Raw genomic sequence first — 22612 nt, 5'->3', positions numbered from 1 at the left:
GCCCGCGGTGCCGATTGTCCGAGCGCCGCCGTCCCGCGGGGCGACGTCGTGGGGGCCAGTCCCTGCGACGTCGCCCCGACTCGGCACGGCGGGGGCGACGCGGTGCGCCGGTCAGTCGAAGAGGATGACCTGGCGGATGGCGTTGCCGGCGGCCAGGGTGTCCATCGCCTCGTTGATCTGGTCGAGCCGGATCCTGGAGGTGATGAGCTTCTCGACGTGCAGCTTCCCGTCGATCCACATCTGGGCGTACTTGGGGATGTCGCGGGCCGGCACGGCCGAGCCGAGGTAGCAGCCGATGATGGTGCGGGCCTCCCCGGTGAGGGCGGCCGGGGAGATCTCGGAGCGGGCGTCGGGGTGGGGCAGGCCGACCGTCACGGTGGTGCCGCCGGGAGCGGTGTAGAGCACGGCGTTCTCGAAGGCCTTGGGGTGCCCGGCGGCCTCGATCACCACCGGGGCCTTGAGCCCCTTGGCGAGGGCCTCGTCGGGGGTGAAGGCCTGGCTGGCGCCGAACTCCTTGGCCTCGGTGAGCTTGGCCGGGTTGGCGTCCACGGCGATCACCTCACCGGTGCCCTGTGCGGCGGCGGTGAGGACAGCTGACATCCCGACCCCGCCCAGACCGACTACGACGATGTCGTCTCCGGGCGCGGGGCGTCCGGCGTTGATGACCGCGCCGCCGCCGGTGAGGACCGCACAGCCGAGGACCGCGGCGATCTCACGGGGCAGTTCTGCGGGCACCGGGACGACGGACTTGCGGTTGACCACCGCGTGGTCGGCGAACCCGGAGACCCCCAGGTGGTGGAGCACCGGCTTGCCGTCGCGGTGCAGCCGGATGCCCCCGCCCAGCAGGGTGCCGGCCGTGTTGGCAGCGGTGCCCGGGATGCAGGGCAGTTTGCCGTCGGTGAGGCACCCGGAGCACTTGCCGCAGCGTGGCAGGAAGGCCAGCGTGACGTGCTGACCGATCTCCAGATCGTCGACTCCGGGACCCAGCTTCTCGACGATCCCGGTGGACTCGTGGCCCAGCAGCATGGGGACCGGGCGGGGGCGGGCGCCGTTGAGCACAGACAGGTCGGAGTGGCAGATACCGGATGCGGTGATTCTCACCAGGACCTCGTCCTGCTGGGGATCGTCCAGGTCGAGTTGACTGATGCTGATCGGCCGGCTGGACGCGTAGGGGGTCGCGCGTCCGATCTCCTCGAGAACAGCTCCTGTGATCTTCATCATGAATCTCCTTCTCGGCGGTGTGGGACGCCGGTGAGTCGTGGTCCCGGGCGGCCTGCCTCTGAGCGCTCTCGGGTCACCTGTCGACGCTAGCGCAGGTGGTCAGCGGCCGGTACCGGGTCAGTGTCGAGGTCTCCGGCCCGGCTGGGGCGGGGTGCCGCGCGTCCTTGCGCGTGCGAGGGCCGCCTGTGGTGGGTTGCGGTGGTGGCTGGAAGTGATGATGCTTTGTGGTGGTACCTGGGTGGCAGGGACGGGTGTCCCCGGGGGCGCCTGTAGGTCATCGCTGGGTCTGTGATGAGCACCCCCGGGAACGGGGCGGCCGCCGGAGCCCGAGGACCCCTGAGCGGCCGCCCCCCCCTGGACGGGGAGGGACCTCTCCGTCAGTTCGTGGCCGGCTCCACGTAGAGCCGCTGCTGCTCGCGGCCCTTCATGTAGACCTCGTGGGCCTTCTGGCTGGACTCGATGTGCGAGACCTCGGGAGTGGCGACCTCCCAGAAGCCCTCGGAGCCGAACCGTCCGACCGGATCCACCGGGACGTAGATCGCGGTGATCTCGGTGGCGGCCTTGGCCTTGTCGAGGGCCTCGCGCAGCTCGTCGGCGGTCTCCACCGAGTAGGTGGTGACGCCGTAGCCGCGCAGGATGGCCGCGAAGTCGATCTCCAGGGGACGGGAGGTGTCCTGCCGGCCGTCCTCGCCGCGGTGGAAGAAGGTCGTCTCGAAGCCCTGGGAGCCGACGGCCACCGACAGCGAGTTGATCGAGCCGAAGCCCTTGTTGTCGACGACCAGCAGGATGATCTTCTCCTGCTCCTGGATCGCGGTGAGCACGTCCTGGTGGTACATCAGGAAGGATCCGTCACCGATGAAGGTGAAGATCTCGCGGCTCGGGTCGCCGATCCGCATGCCGAGGCCGGCCGGGATCTCGTAGCCCATGCAGGAGTAGCCGTACTCCACGCCGTAGCCGAGCGGGGAACCGGGCTTCCACAGCCGGTGCAGATCGCCGGGGATGGAGCCGGCGGCGTTGAGGACGACGTCGCGCGGGCCGGCTGCCTCGTTGACGATGCCGACGACCTCGGTCTGGCTGAGGATCTTCGCGCCCGGCTCGGGGGCGATGAGCGTGGCGACCTCGTCGCGCTGTTGCTGGGCGACCTCGGCGACGTGCGCGCGGTAGTCGGCCGGGACGGTCCAGCCCTTCAGCTTCTCGGTGAGCTCCTTGAGGGACTCCCGGGCATCGCCGACGACCGGGATCGCCGACTCCTTCTGGGCGTCGAAGGGGAAGACGTTGATGTTGACGAAGGTGGCCTCGGGGTTCTGGAACAGGGTGTTGGAGGCCGAGGTGAAGTCGGTGTAGCGGGTGCCGATGCCGATCACCAGATCCGCCTCGTTGCCCACCCGGTTGGCGAACTTCATGCCGGAGGAGCCGATGGCCCCGATGGCCAGCTCGTGATCGAAGGGCAGCGAGGCCTTGCCGGACTGGGTGACGCCGACCGGGATCCCGGTGGCCTCCACGAAGGTCTTGAGCTCCTCGGTGGCATCGGAGTAGATCACTCCGCCGCCGGCGATGATGACGGGCTTCTCGGCCTTGCTGATGGCCTTGGCGGCGGCCTCCAAGGAGGCGACGTCGGCGCGGTTGCGGTCGACGTGCCAGGTGCGGGGGGCCAGCAGTGCGGCCGGGAAGTCGTAGGCCTCGGCCTGGACGTCCTGGGGCAGGGAGATCGTCACGGCGCCGGTGTTGGCCGGGTCGGTGAGGGTGCGCATGGCGCCCAGCAGGGCGTTGGCCAGCTGCTCGGGGCGGTTGATCCGCTCCCAGAAGCGGGAGACGGAGCGCAGCGAGTCGTTGGTGGAGGTGGAGGTGCCGCGCTCGTCCTCGATCTGCTGGAGCACCGAGCCGGTGCGGCGGGTGGCGAAGATGTCGCTGGGGAAGAGCAGCAGGGGCAGCCGGTTGGAGGTTGCCGTTCCGGCGGCGGTGACCAGGTTGGCCGAGCCGGGGCCGATCGAGGTGGTGACGGCCATCGCGCCGAGCCGGTTGCGCATCTTGGCGTAGCCGATCGCGATGTCGCCCATGCCCTGCTCGTTGCGGCCCTGGATGAAGCGCAGCTTGCCGGCCTCCTCCAGCAGGGCCTGTCCCAGACCGCCGCAGTTGCCGTGGCCGAAGATGCCGAGCACGCCGCCGAAGAAGGGCTCGGAGTGGCCGTCGCGTTCGACCTGCTGGACCTCGAGGAACTTGACGATGGCCTGGGTCACGGTCAGCCGGACGGTGTCGTGAGGTCCGTAGCTGGTTGTTGACATTGGAATTCCTTCCCCGCATGTGGAGATCTGGCGACAGCTGTGTCGCGGGATGGGGGCTGTTGTGTGGACCCGTCTGCCGTGTCGGGGCCAGGAGCAGCACTCGTGCTGGATTGTCAGGTGAGTCCTCCAGCAGGACTAAACATATCAGTCAGTGGACACCGAGTCTTCTCGGCAGGTGGGTCCTGCCGAGCGCCCGGTGCCGCTGGTCACTTCGCGGCGAGGACCTTCCGGGCGGCCTTGGCGATCCACGGGGCCGACAGCTGGTACTCGTCGAGGAGGAAGTCGAGGGGTCCGACCTGACCGACCCGGTCGTGCACCCCGATCCGGGTGATCGGAACCGGATGGGCCTCGGAGACGACCTCGGAGACGGCGTCTCCCAGGCCCCCGACCACGCTGGCGTTGTCGCAGGTGACCGCCGCACCGGTGCGGCCGACGGAGGCCAGGATGGTCTCGGCGTCGAGCGGCTTGACGGTGTGGACGTCGATCACCTCGGCGTGGACGCCCTCCTTGTCGAGGATCTCGGCGGCCTTCATGGCCTCCAGCAGCTCGACCCCGGAGGCGATCAGGGAGACGTCGGTGCCCTCGCGGACGATCTCGGCGCGACCCAGCTTGAGGTCGGGGTGCTCCGGGTAGATGTTGTGGCGCTTCTTGCGGAAGGAGCGGATGTAGACCGGTGCCGGATCGGCGGCGATCTGCGGCAGCAGCACCTCCATGGAGTGCGGGTCGGCGGGCTCGACGACCTTGAACCCGGCCATCGACCGCATGATGGCGACGTCCTCGAAGGACATGTGGGTGCCGCCGTTGATCTGCGCGGAGACCCCCGGGTCCCCGCCGATGACCTTGACCGGCTGCTTGGCGAAGGCCACCGAGACCATCAGCTGGTCGCAGGCGCGACGGCTGGTGAACGCGGTGAAGGAGGCGATGAAGGGGATGAACCCGGAGCTGGCCAGACCGGCGGCGAAGGAGGTCATGTTGGCCTCCTGGATGCCGACGTCGTAGCAGCGGTCCGGGTGGGCCTTGATGACGGCCGAGGTGCCGAGGGCCCCGGCGAGGTCGGCGTTGACGAGCAGGATCCGCTCGTCCTCGTCCATCAGCTTGTTGAGGGTTGCGCCGAGTGCGGCGCGCATCTCCTGGTCAGCCATGTCAGTTCTCCTCATTGAGCTCGGCGACCCCGGCCCGGACCTGCTCGGGGGTGATGGGCATGGAGTGGTTGGCGACTCCGGCGGCCTCGATGAAGGAGACCCCGTGGCCCTTGCGGGTGCGCATGATGATCATCGAGGGCTGGCCCTGGTGCTGCTCGGCGGTGGTGAGGGCGCGGTCGATGGCGTCGACGTCGTGGCCGTCGATGACCTGGACGAACCAGCGGAAGGCCCGCCACTTCTCGTCCAGCGGGGCGATGTCGTTGATGTCATGGACGTAGCCGTCGATGCACATGTCGTTGTAGTCGGTGATGGCGATGAGGTTGTCCATCTTGCGCTGGGCGGCCCACAGGCCGGCCTCCCAGACCTGGCCCTCCTGGGACTCGCCGTCGCCGAGGATGACGTAGGTCCGTGCTCCCTTGCCGCGGCGGCGCTGCGCCTCGGCGATGCCGGTCGCCGCCGAGAATCCCTGGCCCAGGGACCCGCTGGTCATGTCGACCCCGGGGGTCTTGTTCATGTCGGGATGGCTGGGCAGCCGGGTGCCGGGCTGGTTGAGGGTGAGCAGTTCGGCCGGGTCGAAGTAGCCGAAGTGGGCGAGGGTGGCGTAGTAGCCGGGGCCCGAGTGGCCCTTCGACAGCACGAAGCGGTCGCGGTCCGGGTCGTCCTTGGTGGCCGGGGTCTGGCGAAGGTGCCGGGAGTAGATCGTGACCAGCGCCTCGACCATCGACAGGGAGCCGCCGATGTGGCCGCTTCCCAGGCTGCCGATCTCTCGGAGGATGGAGGCTCTCACCTCGCGGCAGGTCTGTTCCAGGTCGCTCCGCTGTTCTGCGGTGAGCGACGGCTGGGTGCTCAACACGGTCATGTTCTCCTCCTGGCATGCGCACCATGCGACGTTGCGATTGGCGCTTCAGTCTGTGTCGGAGTCTGGGTGTGACGCTGTCCCCGACAGCTCCAGATAATATCAACCAATAGACGGGATGTCTATCCATTGAGATTAGGGACTCGGCTTGTGGATCGCGGGGGAGACGGAGTCCGGGCGTGCCCGGGAGCGCCTGGTGAGAGCGTGGTCGATTGTCCGGGGTGCCGGTGGGTGATTGTCCGGCCAAGGGGGCCGGGGGGGCGAGCGTGGGCGGCCGGGGACAGCCGGGTGTGGTCGGTCGCCGCTGCCGGCCGCAGCCGTCTCACCCCACCCGGATATGGCCGGTGTGGTCGGGCACCGCTGCCATGTGCAGCCGTCTCACCCCACCCGGGTACGGCCGGTCTGCGCGGGGGACCGTCGGGAATGTGGGTGCGGATCAGTCGTGCCCGAACCAGTGACGCAGCTTCTTGAGGAAGGACTTGTGCTCGGGTCCGTAGACCCGCACGTCACCGAGGGCCATGAAACCGGTGAGTGTCACCGTCGGCGCGCTGGCGGGACACGGCGGCATGCCGTGCAGCTTGCTGTCGCCCAGGAACCGGCTGGTCTGGTCGATGACCCGGATTCCCTCCGGCACCATGAGAATGACGTCGCCCATGAAGGAGTGGATCTCGACCTCGACGTCGTGGGCCGCCATCGACATCTGGGTGAGGTCCAGGCGGACGTCGCCCAGTCCGTTGGAGATCTCGGTGTGGACGGCCAGGATCGATCCCGCACCCCGGTTGACGTCGCCGATCATGGTCGAGATCCGGTCCTGCTGGGTGCCCGGAATGATCGGCGGCAGGGCGGAGGCGCGGTCGGTCGGCACCAGGGCCATGCCCGCCGGCGCGCCTGCTGAGGGCATCACCGTCTCGAGGGGGGCGAGGTCTCCGACCAGCGGCGCGATGTCGGAGACGGTCCGCGCGTCGAGGGCCGCGGTCATCCGTTCGCCGTGCTCGGACTGGTCCAGCCGCCCATCTGCGTAGGCGTCGTCGAGAAGATCGGCGAGCCGGGCCCGGTCGGCGTCGCTGATTCGCATCTGCGGGTCATTGTCGGCGGGGGGCATCTCGGTCATGGGTCCAAGCCTAGAAGGTGGACGGCCAGGGGGCGGGGTGCTCGGTTGTTCATTGGTCTTCCATCGGTGGCTCGATGACGTCTCGGCGTCGACTCGTCGGTGCTGTGGCGTGCGCTGGTGAGGGCTCGGTGTCGGGTGCAGTTGCTCGGCGACGTCCTTGTCGACTTCGGCGCCGCGCGCTCGCGCGCGTCGTAGGCTGAGCGGAACGGTGCATCACCGGATGCCCGGAGGTCCGGGAGGGACGACGGATGATTGCCATGAGAGCGGCACGTACACGATGGGCCGACCTCTCCAGGCCGGTGCGGACCGGTCTGGTGCTGGCCGGAGGCGTCGAGGCGGCCCTGCGGGCCTGGAGCCTGGTGGATCTCGCCCGGCGTCCGGCCGAGAAGGTGCGCGGGCACAAGGGGTTGTGGGCGCTGAGTCTGATGACGGTGAACTCGGTGGGTGTGCTCCCGCTGGTCTACCTCACCAGGGGTCGTCGGCGCTGACCTCGGTCGACGCGCCCTCTCGGATCGGCGTCGGGAGGGTGAGCCAACGGTGAGAAGTCTGCTCCAGGTCAGTGCGGGTTCGCTCCAGGTCGGTGCGGGTTCGCTCCGGGGGCACTGTGTGGGTGGCGCGTGCGACCACTTCCCGAATGCCCCGGCATGCGCCGAGTCCCTCGGTGGTTGTTAACTGATGAGGTCGTCGCTCCCCGATCCAGGACCTGGTGAAACCCGTTGACCGTCATCGCCGAGAATGTCATCGCCCTGGCTGTCGTCATCGCTGTCGGATGGTTGCTGCGCAGGACCGGTGCGATCGGTCCCCAGGCCGGCCGGGTGCTCTCCAGCTTCGTCTACTGGTCGGCCGCCCCGGCGTTGTTGTTCTACTCGATAGCCGAGACCCCGATCAATCAGGTCGTGGGTCGGCCGTTGGCGGTCGCCGTCATCTCGGGGCTGGTGACCGCCGTCCTGTTCGCCCTGGTCGCTCGCCTGTTCATGAAGGCCGATGTCGGGCAGGTGGTGCTGGGGGCGATGTCGGCGTCGCTGAACAATGCCGCCTACATCGGCATTCCGATCGGCATCTACGTGCTGGGACACGCCTCCTACGGAGTGCCCGTGATGATCTTTCAGCTCGGATTCCTGACTCCGACGTTCTACGTGCTGTCGGACCTGGTCGGCAGCCACACCCGTCCGACGGTGTCCGGGGTGTTCACGCGGATCTTCACCAACCCGATGGTGATCGCGGCGATGCTGGGGTTCCTGGTCTCGGCCTTCGATCTGCACCCGCCGTCCCTGGTGGTCACCACCTCGCACCTGATCGGTGACGCGGCACCGGGAACCGTGCTCATCGCGCTGGGTGCCTCCCTGGTCGGGCAGACCTTCTCCATGCACTCCCTGGACGGCCGGTTGGCCGGGCTGGCCACGGGCTTCAAGCTCGTCGTCCAGCCGCTCGTCGGGTTCGGCGCCGGTCTGGCCCTGGGGCTGAGCGGGCACGCACTGATGGCGGTGACGATCATGGCGGGGCTGCCCACCGCCCAGAACGCCTTCATCGCGGCCACTCGGGCGAAGGTGGGGGAGAAGATCGCCGAGGCGACCGTTGTCATCACGACCATCGGCTCCCTCCCGCTGACTGTTCTCACCGCGTCCCTGTTCCTCCACCTGGGCGCCTGAGCCGGGTCTCTGTTCCTCCACCTGGGGGCCTGAGCCGGGTCTCTGTTCCTCCATCTGGGGTCCTGAGCCGGGTCCCTGGTGCAATGGGGGAGCGCCCGATCCCGGGCGGGTGGTCTCTCGCGTGCACATTTCACTCGCTGAAGTGGCCCCTCCGGCTTGCTCTCGCGCTCGAGGGCCGTTCGGTGAGTGAAATGTGCACCGGAGTGCGGACTCTGGAGAGCTGCCGGGAGGCGTCCCGGGGCGGTGCGGGGTCGATCCAGGCTCGTCTCCTCAGGCGCGAGCCCGCGCCGCCATCGTGTTGAGCAGCGCGGCTCCCTCCTCGGCGTCCTCGATGGTGACCACCAGGGACCGGCCGCCGGACTGCTCGACCAGCAGCCCAGGACCCGAGCGCAGCACGATTCCGGTGCGTCCCGAATGGTTGACCCGCCAGCCCCACCCGCCGAAGTCGCGGAACGGGGAGACGTGGATCGCCTCGGCCCGCTCGACCTCGGCCGCGCCGATCCGGGTGCGCGGCCAGCCCAGCGCCGAGCGGATCTCGATGCCGGCGGAGTCGACCGTCACCCGGAAGGCGAACATCGTGGCGAAGAGCAGTGCCAGCAGGGCTGCCAGGGCGAGCAGGACCGGCATCCGGGTGATGATCGACGCCACCACGATGACCAGAACCCCCGCGATCGAGACCAGCAGACCGGGTCCTCCAGAGGTCCGGCGCAACCACACCGCCCGGGTCGACGCGCCAAGACTCACCCGGGGAGCGGAGGCCGGCACCGCACCGGTGGCCGGCTGCCGGCGATCTGCGGGGATCAGCAGGGCGGCCAGGACTGCCGGGACGAGCGGTGCGAGGAGGGACAGAAGCAGAACCCCATCCATTCCTCGGGCCTGATGGGCGTCGGTCAGGCCGCGCTGGCCGGCCAGCGATCCGGCGATGAGGATGGCCAGCAGGCCGCAGATCCACACCGTCGATGCTGCGGTGATCCGCAGCGTCGAGGCTGCTCGGCCGCTGAACAGGCCGATCGCCGAGAACAGCACGACGCAGCCCAGTCCCACCAGCGAGGTCGTTGCGAGGAGAGAGCCCAGGCTCGAGAAGCCGTCGGGGGAGCCGCCGGTGCCCCAGTGGCTGGCCACCGGGTCGGGCAGCTCGGCCCGCCAGGACCAGGCAAGAGCCGCTGCGATCGCGAGCAGAACGATCCCGGATGCTGCGGACAGGAGCACGGTGAGGCGGGCGCGGCGGCGCCAGGGCTCATCGGTGGGATCGGGACCCTGCGCACCCGGGTCGTGCGGTGGAGTTCCGGAGTCGGGGAAAGCGTTGGGGCGGGATGTGGAGTTCATGAGCGCAGAGCCTCCTTGACGAGAGTGATGAGGGCCTCGGGCGGTAGTCCGGCGGCGCGGCCGGCTTCCAGGTAGTGGCGCAGCGCTTGGTGGACGGCTGAGGTCGGGGCGGATCCCTGGTGCGCGGTGATGACGGCACCGCGACCTCGGCGCAGCTCGACCACTCCCTCGTCGCGCAGCAGCTGGAAGGCATGCAGCACGGTGTGGATGTTGAGGTCCAGCGACTGGGCCAGCTGTCGGGCGGAGGGCAACCGTTCACCGGGGGCGAGCTCGCCCCGGGCCAGCGCGAGATGCACCTGGGCCGCCAACTGGGCGTAGAGCGGCTCGGGGGCTGTGGGGTCCACCGTCCAGATCATGGGTCGAGTGTACTTGTTCTATGTTAACTAGAACAAGTAGGGGGTGGAACGGGATCTTCGGGGTCATCCAGGGGCGATGCGGGGTGCACACGTCGCCGGGCGGGGGGATGGAGTGCACATTTCACTCGCTGAACTGGCCCCTCCGGCGGATCCATGCGCTGGGGAGCGGTCTGGCGAGTGAAATGTGCAATGAAGCGCAGACCGGGGAGTCCGTCCGGCAGCGGAGGCGCCCCCGGGTAGCAAGACTGTGCACCCGGCCGGGAGGCGAGGGGCCCAGCTGCCGTCTGAGCCGGCACTCGAGTGCGGACTCAGTCCTTCTCGGGCAGGGGATCCTGATCCTCGGGCACATCGGGCTCGCGGACCACCGGCTGAAGTCCGCCGGTCACCGCGTTGTGCGGCCACTCGAGGGTGTGCCGGGCGCTCATGGTCACGAAGTTCGGCGACTCGGTGAAGTGCACCGCATCCGGGTCGTTCACGGGAACGGCCTGCGGCGGATTGGCCATCCAGGCGCAGGTCAGCAGCAGCACGCGCATCACCAGGTTGATCCACAGGATCAGAGTCAGCACCGCGGTGGCCGAGGCCAGCAGCGCGCCGTTCACCGAGCCGACCGCGGTGGTTCCGAGCTGACGCAGCACTGCCGAGGCGACCGCGAAGAGGGCAAGTCCCCACACCAGGTCTCGCTTGGGCACCCGAACCCCTGCCACGAAGCGGACCAGCAGGAGCAGCACGGCGGCGTCCACCACCAGGGAGACCGCGATCGTGGCGATCACCAGGAGGATGTGACCGGCTCCTGACCCCAGGTGCAGCATCCGGTTCACCCAGTTGCCGAAGACATTGACCACGATGCCCAGTCCGGCGCTGGCGAGCAGTCCGACGCCCAGACCCAGCGCTCCCAGCGCATTGCGTCCGATCTTCACCAGGCCGTTCTCCGGCAGTGCCACCAGTCCGAAGACCGATCGGATGGACTGGGCCAGCGACCCGATGAGCGAGACCGCCGACCAGGCTGCGATCACCAGGGCGACGACTCCGGTCACCGATGAGGCGTTCGACTGGACCAGGGAGTTCGGGTTCACCAGTCCGCTCGGGTTCGACTCCGTCTTCAGGACGCCCGGAAGTGCGGCGTTGAGGGACTCGATGAAGGAGGTGCGCAACTGATCGTTTCCGCCGAGCACCGCCATGAACACGGTGATCGCCACGGTGAGGACCGCCGTCAACGAGAGCATTGTGGTGAGCGCCATGCCCGAGGACAACAGCCCCCCGTAGCAGTTCCCGTACCGTGCCAGAGCTCGTGCCAACCGGGTCTGTTTCCACCACGCCACCAGGGCCTTCACTCTGTCCGCGGCGCCGGTGGTGTGAATCGCCTCGCGCAGATCGGGGCCCTCCGGCGGAGCGGGATTGGTGTCGACCTGGGGAGCGGTGTCGTTGTCGTCGGCCATGCTTCAACCTATCCGGGGTCGGGGTTGCGGGCCGATCTGCGCAACGCCGCTCGAGTACGACCGCCCCGTCGCCGAGCACGGCCGCACTGCAGGTCTGGGGGCGCGTGCTCCTGTTCGAGATGCCGCCGATCCTCCCCTCCCTGCCGGTTCAGGGCAGGGATCCTTGTCGCAGATCTGATGGTGGTGGGGCACGATGTGGGCATGGCTCAGGTGACACTTCGCGACGTCGCGCAGGCTGCCGGCGTCTCGATGGCGACGGCCTCGCGTGTCCTCAATGGTTCGGCGAGGAGGCCGTCGGAGCAGATCAGTCAGCGGGTTCGGGTTGCCGCGCGCCAGCTGGGATACGTCCCGAATGCCAGCGCCCAGGCGCTGGCGAGGTCCACCTCGGGACTGATGGGGCTGGTGATTCAAGACCTCGAGAATCCCTACTTCTCAGCGATCGCCTCCGGGTTCCAACGAGACGCCGCCGCCGAGGGTCGGCTGGTGCTGCTCTCCCAGACCGGTGGTGAGGAGGCTGCCACGAGTGCGGCGCTCCGAGGCATGGGGGCTCAGCGCGTCGACGGTGTGCTGGTGGTTGGGGCACTGAATCTGGACCTGTCCCAGCAGTCGGGGATCAGAGGGCTTCTGTCGGAGATCTCAGCCAGGGGAGGTGGGGTCGTGACGGTGGGTCAGGACCACGGTGTCGGGACGGTGCTCGGTCCCGACGACCGGGCCGGGGGAGTCAGCCTCGCCAAGGCTGCGGTGACGGCCGGGTACCGGCGCTTCGCGATCGTGGACGACACTGCCCGAGCGCCCTCGGCAGTGGCGCGGTCAGAGGGTTTCGTGGCGGGTCTGCGAGCGGCTGGACTGTCGGTGGAGCACAGCGTGCGCGGGGCGGTCGCGGTGAACAGCGGAGGAGACATCGGCACCGCCCTGGTGCGCTACTTGCACAGCCACGGTGGCGGAGGACCGCTGTGCTTCTTCGCGATCACCGATGCGATCGCCGTGGCCGTCCTCGGGCGCGCTCAACAGGCCGGTGTGCGGGTGCCGGAGGACCTCGGGATCATGGGCTTTGACGGAATTCGTGCGGGACGCGACTGCTGTCCCTCGCTCACCACGGTTGATCTTCCGCTGCCCGAGATGGGACGCCGGGCGTTCACGCTGCTGCGTCACTCCGGAGATGTCGAGGATGAGGAGATGGTGCCGGTGGGTTGGCGCGTCGACGGGCGGTCCATCACGGTGCCGGGCAGGTTTCGACGAGGAGGAACCACACTGCGGTAGGCCGTCCTTGTGCCGAGGTGGGATCGGGCACGTGTGGGTCCGCGATGAAGTCCTCGCTGGACACGATCTATGAATCCATCCGTTCAGGAGGGGCGGGTGTTGACGGCGAGGAGTTCGCGCACGGGGAGGGTGCGGGTCGAGGTTCGTGTCATGGGGACGGTGCCCGACTGGTTGGCGGCGTGCCAGGTGATCTGCCAGGTTGCTGTCGCCGTGATCCGGCGGTCTCCCTTGCGCTGATAAGTGTAGCCGCAGTCGGGTGACTTTGCTTTCGGGTCGGCGTTGGCTGGGCGCCGGGTCATTGTCGTGCAGGTGATGACTTTCTCCTGCATGTCGAAACGGACTCTGGTGCGTCGTGCCGAGATGGAGACGCTCATTCCTTGGTTGGCTGCTGACGATGTCACGGTTGATGTTGAGTTGTCGTGAAGCCAGAGGGGTTGGCCGACGGCGACGATTCTCCAGCGGTTGACAGACGGGTCAGGGTCGACCCCGACTGCGGGTGCGGGGAGCCTGACCGAGGTGGCCACCGATATGGCCCAGTTTCGAATCTCCTCAGGTGTGGGTGGCGCGGCCTCCTGTTGTCCTGTGGCGTTTATGTCGTTGAGATATCCTGGGCAGAGTCCTGAGGCTGCCGGGGTTTCGCAGGTCTGGCAGACGCCTGCGCTGTCGCAGCGGCGTACGAGCTTGCTCCCGCCACCTGAGCTCGCTGTCCGGTCAGAGGATCCGCTGGATCCGGTGGATTCGCCCTGCGATGACGACTGGCCACCCCGGGAGCCTCGCTCGCCGGACGAGCCAGAGCTGGACGCGGATACGCCCAAGCCGTCTGGTCCTCCAAGTAGATCGACCTCGGCACTTGCGACTGGAGTGGGCAGCGCGGCCGAAAGCAAGGTCGCCAGGAGTCCTGTCGTGATGATGCGAGCTAGCCTGAACATTTCTTTACCCTTATGGAGTCGCCGTCGGCGATGACAAGACGATTGTCGCGGCGGATGAGAGAAAAATCGTCCTGGCGCAGTGTTCCTTTTCCGGAGATGTTGCCACTTCTATCGCGGATCGTGACTCCTGAGGCGTCAACGCAAGCGCGGATAGCGAATGTTGTTCCCGGTTTGGGTTGAGATTGGTGGATCCACTTGACTTGATATGTGGAGTTGGAGTCAGCATGGCTGCCGATGGACTTCAGTTTCCGGTAGGCGTCTTGTACATCCTTCCTGTATTTTCCAGTCACCAAGGCCTCCAGGCCTGGCGGAAGCGTCTCTGCGCCCCCTGCCTTCTCCAGACTAAGAATCTGTTCCATGTAGAGCGCGTGAACGGCCTTGGCCTCGGTGAAGAGGGGATCCTCCGAGGGCGTCGGTGTCGCGGAGGGTGTCGCCGTGGTCGGCGTCGGAGTTGTGGCCGTGGAGATGCTGGTGGCCGGAGACGGACTCGCCTCAGGGTCGTTCCCGCACGCGGTCAGGCCTGATCCGATCACCGCCATGGCGATCGCGGTCGCCAGCACTCTCCGGTCCATTGCGGCATCCTCACAGCTGACCGGGCAGGGTGCCAGAGCCCGGCACGGAATCTGTGGACAACTCCCCCCACTGTTATGACCGTCACACCGGACCGGAAGTTGTCCACAGCCCTGGTTGCCTCATCATCCTCCGCCGTGGACTGGGTCCGCTGCCATCGCTATCCCGAGCCGGCGCACTCCCTCTTGCCGCATCGGCCCAGAGGCCGGCACCCGCGAGGCCGCGCTCTTACAGCAAACGGACGCACCGCCACGAGTCGAGAAGTAGAAGCCACGCAACGAGCGGAGGAAGCAAGAGAACAGAGGGAACAAGTGGGGGCAAAGGGAGCGGAGACAGCAGGAGGGCAGAAGGCGCAAAGGAGCCGAAGGGCCCACGCGACACCGGTGACATCGAAGATCACTTCGAACATGTCGGATCCGAGAGCGGCAACGCCCTGACAAGGCGTCGGACCCGAAGCACTCGAGCACACCCTCGAGGAAACATGGATGGAGCGGGCGACGGGAATCGAACCCGCGTGTCCAGCTTGGGAAGCTGGCGCTCTACCATTGAGCTACGCCCGCATGCGACGACTGCCCGACAGACTCTAGCGCACTGTCGGCGGGCACGTCACATTGGGCGCTCGCCTGTTCGACGCGGAACAATATCTCCACCCCGTCTCGCACATCGTCGCGCCAGGAGGCCCCGAATGGATCAGCTGACCGCACTCCAGACCGCGGCGCGCATCACCTCTGGCGAGCTCAGCGTCCTCGAGGTGGTCGACGCCGCCCTGGAGCAGGCGCACGCCGACACCTGCAACGCGTGGACCTTCATCGACGATGAGGGCGCGCGACGTCGCGCCGTCCACCTTCAGGAGCGGCTCGCCGACCGCGGCTTCCACCCCGGCCCGCTCTTCGGCGTTCCCTGCCCGATCAAGGACCTCAACGAGTGCAAGGGGATGCCGATGGAGGCCGGGTCGGCAGCCCTGGCCGGCAAGGTGTCCATCCACGACGACGGCGTCGTCACCCTCCTCAAGGGCGCCGGAACCATCCCGATCGGCAAGACCACCACCCCCGAGTTCGGTCTGCCCTGTTACACCGAGCCGGTCGGACGACCGGCCACCGTCACCCCCTTCGACCCCACCCGGATGTCTGGTGGGTCCTCCGGCGGCGCTGCGGCCGTGGTCGGCGCCGGCGAGGTCCCGATCGCTCAGGGATCCGACGGCGGAGGGTCGATCCGGATCCCCGCCAGCTGCTGCGGAGTGGTCGGGCTCAAGCCGACCCGCGGGCGCATCTCATCGGGCCCGTACGGACTGGACGGCCCCGGCCTGACCACCGCCGGCGTCCTCACCCGCACCGTGCGAGACACCGCCGCAGCCCTCGACGTGCTGTCGATCGGGTGGCCCGGCGACCCCTTCCCGGCCCCCCGCGCCGCAGGATCATTCCTGGCCGGCTGCGAACACCCCTCGCCACGGCTGCGAATCGGAGTCCTGACCGATCCGGTGATCAGCGACGACGCCGAGGTCCATCCCGCGGTGGCCGCCGCTCTGGCCCGGACCGTGCGCACCCTGGAGGACCTCGGCCACATCGTCGAGCCCGCCTCCCGGCCCTTCGGTGCCGATGCCTGGAACTCCTTCCGCTGCGTGTGGGCGGTCGGCGCCGCCTCCATCCCGGTGCCCGCCGAGGCCGAGGACGGTCTGCTGCCGTACACCCGCTGGCTCCGCGAGCTCGGGCGCGGCTACTCGGCGGTCGATCTGGCCGACGCCCAGGCCGGGATCCAGCGGATCACCCGCACCACCAGCGAACTGTGGGACCACTTCGACGTCGTCGTGAGTCCCACCCTCGCCCAACCCCCGCTGCTGGTCGGGGGCCTGCGCGACGACTCCGATCCGGCCGGTGACTTCGACGCCCAGTGCGCCTTCACACCCTGGACCAGTGTCTGGAACCTCACCGGGCGTCCCGCCATCAGCCTGCCTCTGCACACCGCCGTGGTCGACGGCGTCGAACTGCCGATCGGCATGATGTTCGGCGCCCGGATGGGCCAGGAGGACGTCCTGCTGGCCCTCGGCTGCCAACTGGAGGATGCCCGATAGTCCCCCGGATAAGCTCGGGGAGTCCCACCGCCGACCCCAGGAGCCCTTCCATGGCCGTTGAACCCGCTGCCCAGTCCACCCTCGCCGCCCGCGGGGTCTGTGTCGGGTACGAGGACGGGCAGGTGCTCAACGGGGTCGACCTCGAGGTGACCTCTGGCCAGCCGCCGATCGGCCTCATCGGGCCCTCCGGAGTGGGCAAGACGACTCTCATCGACGTCCTCCACGGCCTGCTGCGCCCCAGCGCCGGCACCGCCATCTTCAACGGGCAACAGGTCGCCAAGCTGAGGTTCAGCGCGGCGAAGGTCTTCACCGCCGGGGCCCGCTTCATGTCCCAGGACTCGATGACCATCCTCGACCCTCGGGAGACCGTCGACGACCGTCTCAAGGCCGCGGCCAAGGAGGCTCGCAAGGGTGGGCGGCCCCACACCATCGATCCCGAGACCATGCTGTCAGGGGTCGGTCTGGCCGGTGGATATCTCACCCGGACGATGCGAACCCTCTCGGGAGGGGAGCAGCAGAGGGTCGCTCTGGCGACTGCCCTGGCCACCCGCCCGGCCGTGCTGGTCCTCGACGAGCCGCTGTCGGCCGTCGACCCGGCGGGTCGGCAGGCCATCGCCGGAACCCTGCGTCAGATGATCGACGACCTGGGGATCGGGACGCTGATCGCCTCCCAGGACCTGGCGCTGATCGGCGCCCTGTGCCCCGATGCGGCATTCATGGCCGAGGGCCGCATCGTCGCCCGCGGGTCGCTGACCGAGGTGCTGGCCGCCGATCACCCCGACATTCGCGACATGGCCGACAACGCCCGGGCCGCCACCGAGTTCCGCCTCTGACTCCGGACCGGGTGGCAACACCTGTCGTAGGTGACGTCGCCCAGTCGGGACGCCGTCCAGTCGGGACGCTGTCCGGCTCTGACGGCGTCAAGCTGTGAGGCCAGTCGGGACGCCGGGACTCAGTAGTGCTCGGCGATCCTGCCGTAGCGCACCTCTCGAGGAACGAACCGCTCGGTGTCCGGTTGAGCCCTGACCTGGACCCACAGATCCAGCCAGGCGCGGACCGGAGGAGTCCAGACCAGGACACCGGCCAGCACGGCGAAGGGCAGACCGACCCAGGACAGGGTGTTCATCAGTACGGCCAGCGCGGCCGCCGCGAGGCCGCCGATCGCACCCCAGCGGACCCACCGGCGTCCCAGCCAGGTGTTGACGGCGAGAATCCCCGGCATCGCGACCATCGCCGCGCCGATGACCATCGTGAGGGCGGCCAGCAGCACCGAGGCCAGTGAGCCGGGACGCGGATCGTTCCAGGCGATCAGACGGGTCGCGGACCGGAAGGTCCTCATGTGGATCATCTGCCACCACGCCCAGCACAGCGCCACCGCCGAGCTCAGCGCCGCCAGCCCGAAGCAGACCGTGGCGACCACCGCCCAGCGGATCATCCGGGGACGCCCGGTCCTGGGGTCCACCGGCAGCCCGGCCTCCACCTCCTCGATCGGGGGCAGGGTGCCGATCTGGGTGACCGATCTCGTCCCGCCTGGGCTGGACGCCGTGGTGGCGGGGGAGGGGGTCTGCTCGGTCATGCGCCCCAGACTACGTGTCGGTCCGCCTCACGACCTCCAAGATGCGGGGTCCGGGATACGGGGCTCTCGGAAGCCGGGCCAGGAATGCACGGGTACCGGATGAAGGGCCCGCAATGCACGGGTACCGGATGAAGGGTCCGGGATGTCGGGGCGCGACGGTGGCCGAGATCATGCGGTGCGACGACGCAGGGTGGCCGTGCCGCCGACCACCGCCAGTGTGATGAAGCCGACCAGGATGAGGCAGTCCCGGGCGACGTCGGCGCCCGAGTCCGCACTGGTGGCCAGGGTCTTCATCGCATCGACGGCATAGGACAGCGGCAGGATGTCCGACACCCAGCGCAGCACATCGGGCAGCTGGTCACGGGGCACCAGCAGGCCGCAGAGCAGGAACTGGGGCAGGATGAGCGCGGGCATGAACTGCACCGCCTGGAACTCGGTCCGGGCGAAACCGGAGGCCAGCAGCCCCAGGCAGGTGCCCAGCACGGCGTCCAGGACGGCCACTACGACCAGCTGCCAGACGGGGCCGACCAGACTCAGCCCGCACACCCAGATCGAGAAGGCGACGGCGATCACCGCCTGGAGGACCGACATCAGCCCGAAGGCCAGGGCGTAGCCGGCGACGAAACCGCCCTTGGTGACCGGGGTGGTCCACAGCCTCTCCAGAGTCCCCGACCGCCGCTCCCTCAGGGTCGAGATGCTGGTCACGATGAACATCACGATGAGCGGGAACAGCCCCAGCAGGGCGGGGCCGATCTGATCGAAGACGTGCGGCTGGTTGTCGTGGTAGATCCAGGCCAGCAGGCCCATCAGCACGCACGGCACCACCAGGATCAGGCCGATCGTGCGCGGATCGTTGCGCAGCTGCATGAGCACCCTGCGCATGGTGATGAACGTTCCGGTCATGACCGTGCCCCCTTGTTCTGCTCGTCCTCGGCATGACGAGGAGGGGCGCCGTCGGTGCCGTGAGAACCGGACTGGGGGTCGTCGATGAGAGCCAGGAAGGCCGCCTCGGCGTCGGTGGTCCCGGTGCGCCTCAGCAGGCTGTCCAGTCCCTCATGGGCGAGCACCCGGCCGTCGCGCATCAGAACCAGCTCATCGCAGCGAGCCGCCTCGTCCATCACATGGCTGGAGACCAGCAGGGTCGCCCCGCCCGCCGCCAGCTCATCGAACAGCGCCCACAGCGAGCGCCTCAGCACGGGGTCGAGGCCGACGGTGGGCTCGTCGAGCACCAGCAGATCAGGGTCGGCGACCAGCGCGCAGGCCAACGACACCCGCGACAGCTGACCACCGGAGAGCCGGCCCGACAGTTTGTGCCGCTCGGCCGCCAGATCGACCTGCTCGATCACCTCGTCGGCCCGCCGACGTCCGGTCCCGAACAGACGGGCGAAGTAGCGCACATTGCTCTCGACGGACAGATCGTCGTAGATGCTCGGCGCCTGGGTGACGTATCCCACCCGCCTGCGCAGGGAGGGGGAGCCGGCGGGGGATCCGAGCACCGTGACGCTCCCCGAGGCCACCACTTGCACCCCGACGATGGCCCGCATCAGAGTGGACTTGCCGGCCCCGGAGGGTCCCAGCAGGCCGGTGACCCGACAGGTGGGGATGTCGAGGTCGAGATGGTCGAGGACCGGTCGGCCGCCCCGGTCCACACACAGGCCGTCAATGCTGACGGCAGGGCTCGTTGTCATGGGCCACAGCTTAGGAATCGGGGGTCGACCGGTCAGTCCCGAACGGCCGGTGATGAATTCCGGCGGTCCTCGGCGCTGAGCCGACCGGTCAGATAGTGCTGGAGGGTCAGCCCGTAGAGCTCGGCGAGCCGGCTGCGGCTGACCGACGTCACGGGCTCCATCCGCAGGGTGTAGCGCAGCATCGCCATGCCGATCATCTGGCTCATCGCCAGGGTGGCGCGCAGAGTCCGCTCGTCCGGATCGGCGAAGTGAGCGATCCGTTCACGGATCTGCTGGGTGATGAATTCCCCGGCTCCGGCGGTGAGGTCCGGAGTGGCCAGCATCGAGGAGATGAACTCGGTGAACCTCCCGGACCGCCCGGCCGCCTCCCACACCGCCGTGAAGGCCAGCACCAGGGCGCCGCCGCGTCGATCGGCGGGGACGTCGTCGACCATCCGGAAAATCTCCATCGGGTCCGCCGAGACGTCGGCGGTCGCGGTGAGGAAGAGTTCCGCCTTGCCGCTGAAGTAGTGGTGAACCAGGGCCGGGTCGACGTCGGCGCGCCTGGCGATCGCCCGCAGTGAGACCTGGTCATAGGGTTGGGTGTCGAAGAGTCCCCGGGCAGCCCCGACGATGGTCTGTCGGGTGTCCGGGGATCCGGGACGCCGGCCGCGTGGTTTCGAGCTGGTCACCTCGCCATTGTCGTGCAGTGACCCGGCCATGACGCGGTGGGCCCGCCGCGCACAGAATCAAGGGAGATCCCAGTGACACTCGCCGACAACCCCCCTGCACACGCGGCTCGGCCACGATGGAGCACCGTGCTGTTCGACATGGACGGCACCATCGTCGACTCGATGGAGTGCATCGCCGGCGCGCTGCGGCTGATGGCCGCCGATCTCGGGATCGGCGAGCCGGACCTCTCCGATGTCACCACCTTCATGGGTCCTCCGATGCGCGACACCCTGGAGTGGGTAACCGGCTTCACCCGCGAGGACGACATCGCTCGCGCCTCCACCCTCTACCGGGACCATCACGACGAGCTGGAGTACCTCGTGACGACCTACCCGGGGATGGTCGAGCTCATCACCGACCTCCACGACGCCGGCATCCCGGTCGGGGTGGCCACCTCCAAGCGGCTCCGGATAGCCCGGCGCTGGCTGGGCGACTACCACCTCGGCGACGACGTCGACGCGGTGGCCGGCGCGTCGGAGGGCCACGCCGGGGCCGACAAGGCGGGCATCATCGCCGACTCCCTGGCCCAACTGCGCGACCAGGGCCACGACGTCTCGCGGCCCGTGATGGTCGGCGACCGGCGTCACGACATCGACGGAGCCGCGGCCCACGACATCCCCACCATCTTCGTCGAGTGGGGCTACGGCACCGAGGCGGAGGCCGAGGCCGCTGCCCACCGGGTGCACGACGTCACCGAGCTGCGGACCCTCCTGCTGGGCTGAGGATCTCCGGAAGGCTGCGGTCACCAGCGCCTCCGACCACAACGTGAGCCCGGGCGCCGACCGCGAGGTCGGCACCCGGGCTTCTCAGCGGAGTCTAGAGACTCAGTTGAGCTTCATCGTCCCGGTCTCCAGGAACCGGGTGTGCCAGCTGTAGGCCTCATTGAGCAGATGCGGGGTCTGCTTGAACTTGCAGTCACGCAGAGCGCGCTCGTAGTAGTCGCTCAGCATCTCCTTGTAGTCAGGGTGGGCGCAGTTCTCGATGATCTTCGGGGCGCGCTGGCGGGGGGCCAGGCCACGCAGATCGGCGATGCCCTGCTCGGTGATGATGACCATCGTGTCGTGCTCGGTGTGGTCGACGTGGGAGACCATCGGCACGATCGCCGAGATCTTGCCGCCCTTGGCCGTCGAGGGGGACACGAACGCCGAGATGAAGGCGTTACGGGTGAAGTCGCCGGACCCGCCGATGCCATTCATCATCCGCGAACCCATCACGTGGGTGGAGTTCACGTTGCCGTAGATGTCGGCCTCGATCATGCCGTTGGCGCCCAGCACGCCGAGACGGCGGATCACCTCGGGGTGGTTCGAGATCTCCTGGGGGCGCAGGATGATGTGGTTGCGGTAGAAGGCCGCGTTCTCATTCATCTTGTGCGCGTAGTCGGGGGACAGCGAGAAGGCGGTGGCCGAGGCCACGTCGACCTTGCCGGCGTCGATCAGGTCGATCATGCCGTCCTGAATCACCTCGGTGTAGGAGGTGAGGTGCTCCAAGTCCGAGTGCAGCAGACCGTCGAGCACGGCGTTCGGGATGTTGCCGACGCCCGACTGCAGGGGCAGCAGGTTCTTCGGCATCCGGCCCTGGGCGACCTCGTTGTCGTAGAAGTCGAGGAGGTACCCGGCGATCTTGTGGGAGGCCTCGTCGATCGGTTTGAACGGCGAGTTGCGGTCGGGATCGTGGGTCTTGACGATGGCGACGACCTTGTTGGCCGGCACCCGCAGGTAGGTCTCGCCGATCCGGTCGCCGGGGTGGGTGATCGGAATCGGGACGCGGTGCGGCGGCAGCGCGAAGCCGTAGTAGATGTCGTGCATCCCCTCGAGGTCCTCCGACTGCCAGTCGTTGACCTCGATGATGATCTTCTCGGCCTTCTCGATGTACACGGCGTTGTTGCCGATCGAGGAGGTGGGGATGACGTTGCCGTCGGCGGTGATCTTGGTGGCCTCGATCACGGCGAAGTCGAGCTTGCCGAAGAATCCCTCGCGGACCTGCATTCCGAACTGCGACAGGTGGATGTCGTCGTAGTAGCTGGTGCCGTCGTTGATCTTGGCGCGCATCATCGGGTCGGACTGGTACGGGGAGCGCAGTCCGATGCCGTCGACCCCGGCCAGCTCGCCGTCGAGCTCGGGAGCGGTGGAGGCTCCGGTGAAGACGTTGACAGTGAAGTGCTCACCCTTCTCATGGGCGGCCTTGATGCGCTTGGCGAGGGCCGGCGGGAACTCCTTGGGGTAGCCGGACCCGGTGAACCCCCCGAAGCCGATCTGAGCCTTGTCATGAATGAGAGCGGCGGCATCGTCGGCGCTCATCACCTTCTGACGCATTGCCTCGTTGGCAATCCGTTCTGACATCTGTCCTCCTGCGTTGCATGCGTGAGCATTGGGCTGCATAACGTTGAGTCGCGTGGTCCGCCCCGGGTGGGCGAACGGCGTCGTGAAAGCCA

The 22612-nt window shown here is 68.3% G+C and carries 21 protein-coding genes and 1 tRNA gene; 6 read left to right on the top strand and 16 right to left on the bottom strand.

Annotation, left to right across the window (positions count from 1 at the left end; translation table 11 throughout):
* Positions 1-111 precede the first annotated feature (111 nt).
* The 5 genes from FEZ32_RS02485 to FEZ32_RS02465 all read right to left on the bottom strand — a co-directional run bounded on the left by FEZ32_RS02485 (position 112) and on the right by FEZ32_RS02465 (position 6612).
* The gene (locus tag FEZ32_RS02485; protein WP_244937889.1) at positions 112-1221 is read right to left on the bottom strand and encodes an alcohol dehydrogenase catalytic domain-containing protein; all 1110 of its coding nucleotides are present in this window, start codon (positions 1219-1221) and stop codon (positions 112-114) included.
* A 377-nt stretch (positions 1222-1598) separates the two neighbouring features.
* The gene (gene iolD, locus FEZ32_RS02480; RefSeq protein ID WP_138679813.1) at positions 1599-3503 is read right to left on the bottom strand and encodes a 3D-(3,5/4)-trihydroxycyclohexane-1,2-dione acylhydrolase (decyclizing); all 1905 of its coding nucleotides are present in this window, start codon (positions 3501-3503) and stop codon (positions 1599-1601) included.
* A gap of 206 nt (positions 3504-3709) precedes the next feature.
* Complete coding sequence (locus tag FEZ32_RS02475; RefSeq protein ID WP_175415699.1) at positions 3710-4645, bottom strand: transketolase family protein; 936 nt, start codon at positions 4643-4645, stop codon at positions 3710-3712.
* 1 nt (position 4646) lies between these two features.
* Positions 4647-5504 (bottom strand): transketolase, encoded by an 858-nt coding sequence (locus FEZ32_RS02470; RefSeq protein WP_097799395.1) that lies wholly within the window; start codon positions 5502-5504, stop codon positions 4647-4649.
* Between the two features lie 433 nt (positions 5505-5937).
* Positions 5938-6612, bottom strand: a complete 675-nt coding sequence (locus tag FEZ32_RS02465; RefSeq protein ID WP_084149417.1) for a DUF1707 SHOCT-like domain-containing protein — start codon at positions 6610-6612, stop codon at positions 5938-5940.
* A 257-nt stretch (positions 6613-6869) separates the two neighbouring features.
* Here FEZ32_RS02465 and FEZ32_RS02460 point away from each other — a divergent pair, with 257 nt between their 5' ends.
* Both FEZ32_RS02460 and FEZ32_RS02455 read left to right on the top strand, forming a co-directional pair.
* Entirely contained in the window at positions 6870-7100 is a 231-nt protein-coding gene (locus tag FEZ32_RS02460) for a hypothetical protein (protein ID WP_097827407.1), read from the top strand.
* Between the two features lie 228 nt (positions 7101-7328).
* Entirely contained in the window at positions 7329-8261 is a 933-nt protein-coding gene (locus FEZ32_RS02455) for an AEC family transporter (RefSeq protein WP_138679811.1), read from the top strand.
* Positions 8262-8531: 270 nt separating this feature from the next.
* Here FEZ32_RS02455 and FEZ32_RS02450 read toward each other — a convergent pair whose 3' ends face one another.
* From FEZ32_RS02450 to FEZ32_RS02440, 3 genes are all read right to left on the bottom strand, one after another.
* Positions 8532-9587 carry a DUF1648 domain-containing protein gene (locus FEZ32_RS02450; protein ID WP_138679810.1) on the bottom strand — a complete coding sequence of 352 codons (1056 nt, stop codon included), beginning with the start codon at positions 9585-9587 and terminating at the stop codon, positions 8532-8534.
* Positions 9584-9943, bottom strand: coding sequence for a GntR family transcriptional regulator (locus FEZ32_RS02445; protein ID WP_028703376.1), 360 nt, complete (start codon positions 9941-9943; stop codon positions 9584-9586). Before FEZ32_RS02445 ends, FEZ32_RS02450 begins: the two co-directional genes overlap by 4 nt.
* A gap of 308 nt (positions 9944-10251) precedes the next feature.
* A complete protein-coding gene (locus tag FEZ32_RS02440) occupies positions 10252-11379 on the bottom strand; it encodes a YihY/virulence factor BrkB family protein (protein ID WP_138679809.1) in 1128 nt (375 codons plus the stop codon).
* Positions 11380-11580: 201 nt separating this feature from the next.
* On the opposite strand from FEZ32_RS02440, the gene FEZ32_RS02435 reads away from it, so the two are divergent.
* Positions 11581-12639: a LacI family DNA-binding transcriptional regulator gene (locus FEZ32_RS02435; protein ID WP_175415698.1), complete on the top strand. Its 1059-nt coding sequence runs from the start codon at positions 11581-11583 to the stop codon at positions 12637-12639.
* 83 nt (positions 12640-12722) lie between these two features.
* Here FEZ32_RS02435 and FEZ32_RS02430 read toward each other — a convergent pair whose 3' ends face one another.
* The 3 genes from FEZ32_RS02430 to FEZ32_RS02420 all read right to left on the bottom strand — a co-directional run bounded on the left by FEZ32_RS02430 (position 12723) and on the right by FEZ32_RS02420 (position 14698).
* Positions 12723-13040 carry a hypothetical protein gene (locus tag FEZ32_RS02430; protein ID WP_217496607.1) on the bottom strand — a complete coding sequence of 106 codons (318 nt, stop codon included), beginning with the start codon at positions 13038-13040 and terminating at the stop codon, positions 12723-12725.
* A 515-nt stretch (positions 13041-13555) separates the two neighbouring features.
* Complete coding sequence (locus FEZ32_RS02425; RefSeq protein ID WP_138679807.1) at positions 13556-14140, bottom strand: hypothetical protein; 585 nt, start codon at positions 14138-14140, stop codon at positions 13556-13558.
* 484 nt (positions 14141-14624) lie between these two features.
* Positions 14625-14698, bottom strand: a tRNA-Gly gene (locus FEZ32_RS02420).
* 125 nt (positions 14699-14823) lie between these two features.
* On the opposite strand from FEZ32_RS02420, the gene FEZ32_RS02415 reads away from it, so the two are divergent.
* Complete coding sequence (locus tag FEZ32_RS02415) at positions 14824-16206, top strand: amidase (RefSeq protein ID WP_138679806.1); 1383 nt, start codon at positions 14824-14826, stop codon at positions 16204-16206.
* A gap of 50 nt (positions 16207-16256) precedes the next feature.
* On the top strand, positions 16257-17039 hold the full coding sequence (locus tag FEZ32_RS02410) for an ABC transporter ATP-binding protein (protein WP_138679805.1): 783 nt from the start codon (positions 16257-16259) through the stop codon (positions 17037-17039).
* Between the two features lie 119 nt (positions 17040-17158).
* Here FEZ32_RS02410 and FEZ32_RS14130 read toward each other — a convergent pair whose 3' ends face one another.
* The 4 genes from FEZ32_RS14130 to FEZ32_RS02390 form a co-directional block, all read right to left on the bottom strand.
* Complete coding sequence (locus FEZ32_RS14130; RefSeq protein WP_138679804.1) at positions 17159-17782, bottom strand: hypothetical protein; 624 nt, start codon at positions 17780-17782, stop codon at positions 17159-17161.
* A gap of 168 nt (positions 17783-17950) precedes the next feature.
* On the bottom strand, positions 17951-18685 hold the full coding sequence (locus FEZ32_RS02400; RefSeq protein WP_028703381.1) for an ABC transporter permease: 735 nt from the start codon (positions 18683-18685) through the stop codon (positions 17951-17953).
* Positions 18682-19470 carry an ABC transporter ATP-binding protein gene (locus FEZ32_RS02395; protein WP_138679803.1) on the bottom strand — a complete coding sequence of 263 codons (789 nt, stop codon included), beginning with the start codon at positions 19468-19470 and terminating at the stop codon, positions 18682-18684. The genes FEZ32_RS02400 and FEZ32_RS02395 overlap by 4 nt, the downstream gene beginning before the upstream one ends.
* A 32-nt stretch (positions 19471-19502) precedes the next feature.
* Positions 19503-20141: a TetR/AcrR family transcriptional regulator gene (locus FEZ32_RS02390; RefSeq protein WP_161971514.1), complete on the bottom strand. Its 639-nt coding sequence runs from the start codon at positions 20139-20141 to the stop codon at positions 19503-19505.
* A 126-nt stretch (positions 20142-20267) separates the two neighbouring features.
* On the opposite strand from FEZ32_RS02390, the gene FEZ32_RS02385 reads away from it, so the two are divergent.
* Positions 20268-20903 carry an HAD family hydrolase gene (locus tag FEZ32_RS02385; protein WP_097827418.1) on the top strand — a complete coding sequence of 212 codons (636 nt, stop codon included), beginning with the start codon at positions 20268-20270 and terminating at the stop codon, positions 20901-20903.
* A gap of 102 nt (positions 20904-21005) precedes the next feature.
* Here the strand turns inward: FEZ32_RS02385 and FEZ32_RS02380 are convergent, their stop codons facing one another.
* The gene (locus FEZ32_RS02380; protein ID WP_097827419.1) at positions 21006-22520 is read right to left on the bottom strand and encodes an acetyl-CoA hydrolase/transferase family protein; all 1515 of its coding nucleotides are present in this window, start codon (positions 22518-22520) and stop codon (positions 21006-21008) included.
* Between the last annotated feature and the right edge of the window lie 92 nt (positions 22521-22612).

The organism is Acidipropionibacterium jensenii, from assembly GCF_005890135.1.
Classification (GTDB): Bacteria; Actinomycetota; Actinomycetes; order Propionibacteriales; family Propionibacteriaceae; genus Acidipropionibacterium; species Acidipropionibacterium jensenii.
The sequence above is the reverse complement of the archived record's forward strand: the minus strand, read 5'-3'. Positions and strand labels throughout refer to the sequence as shown.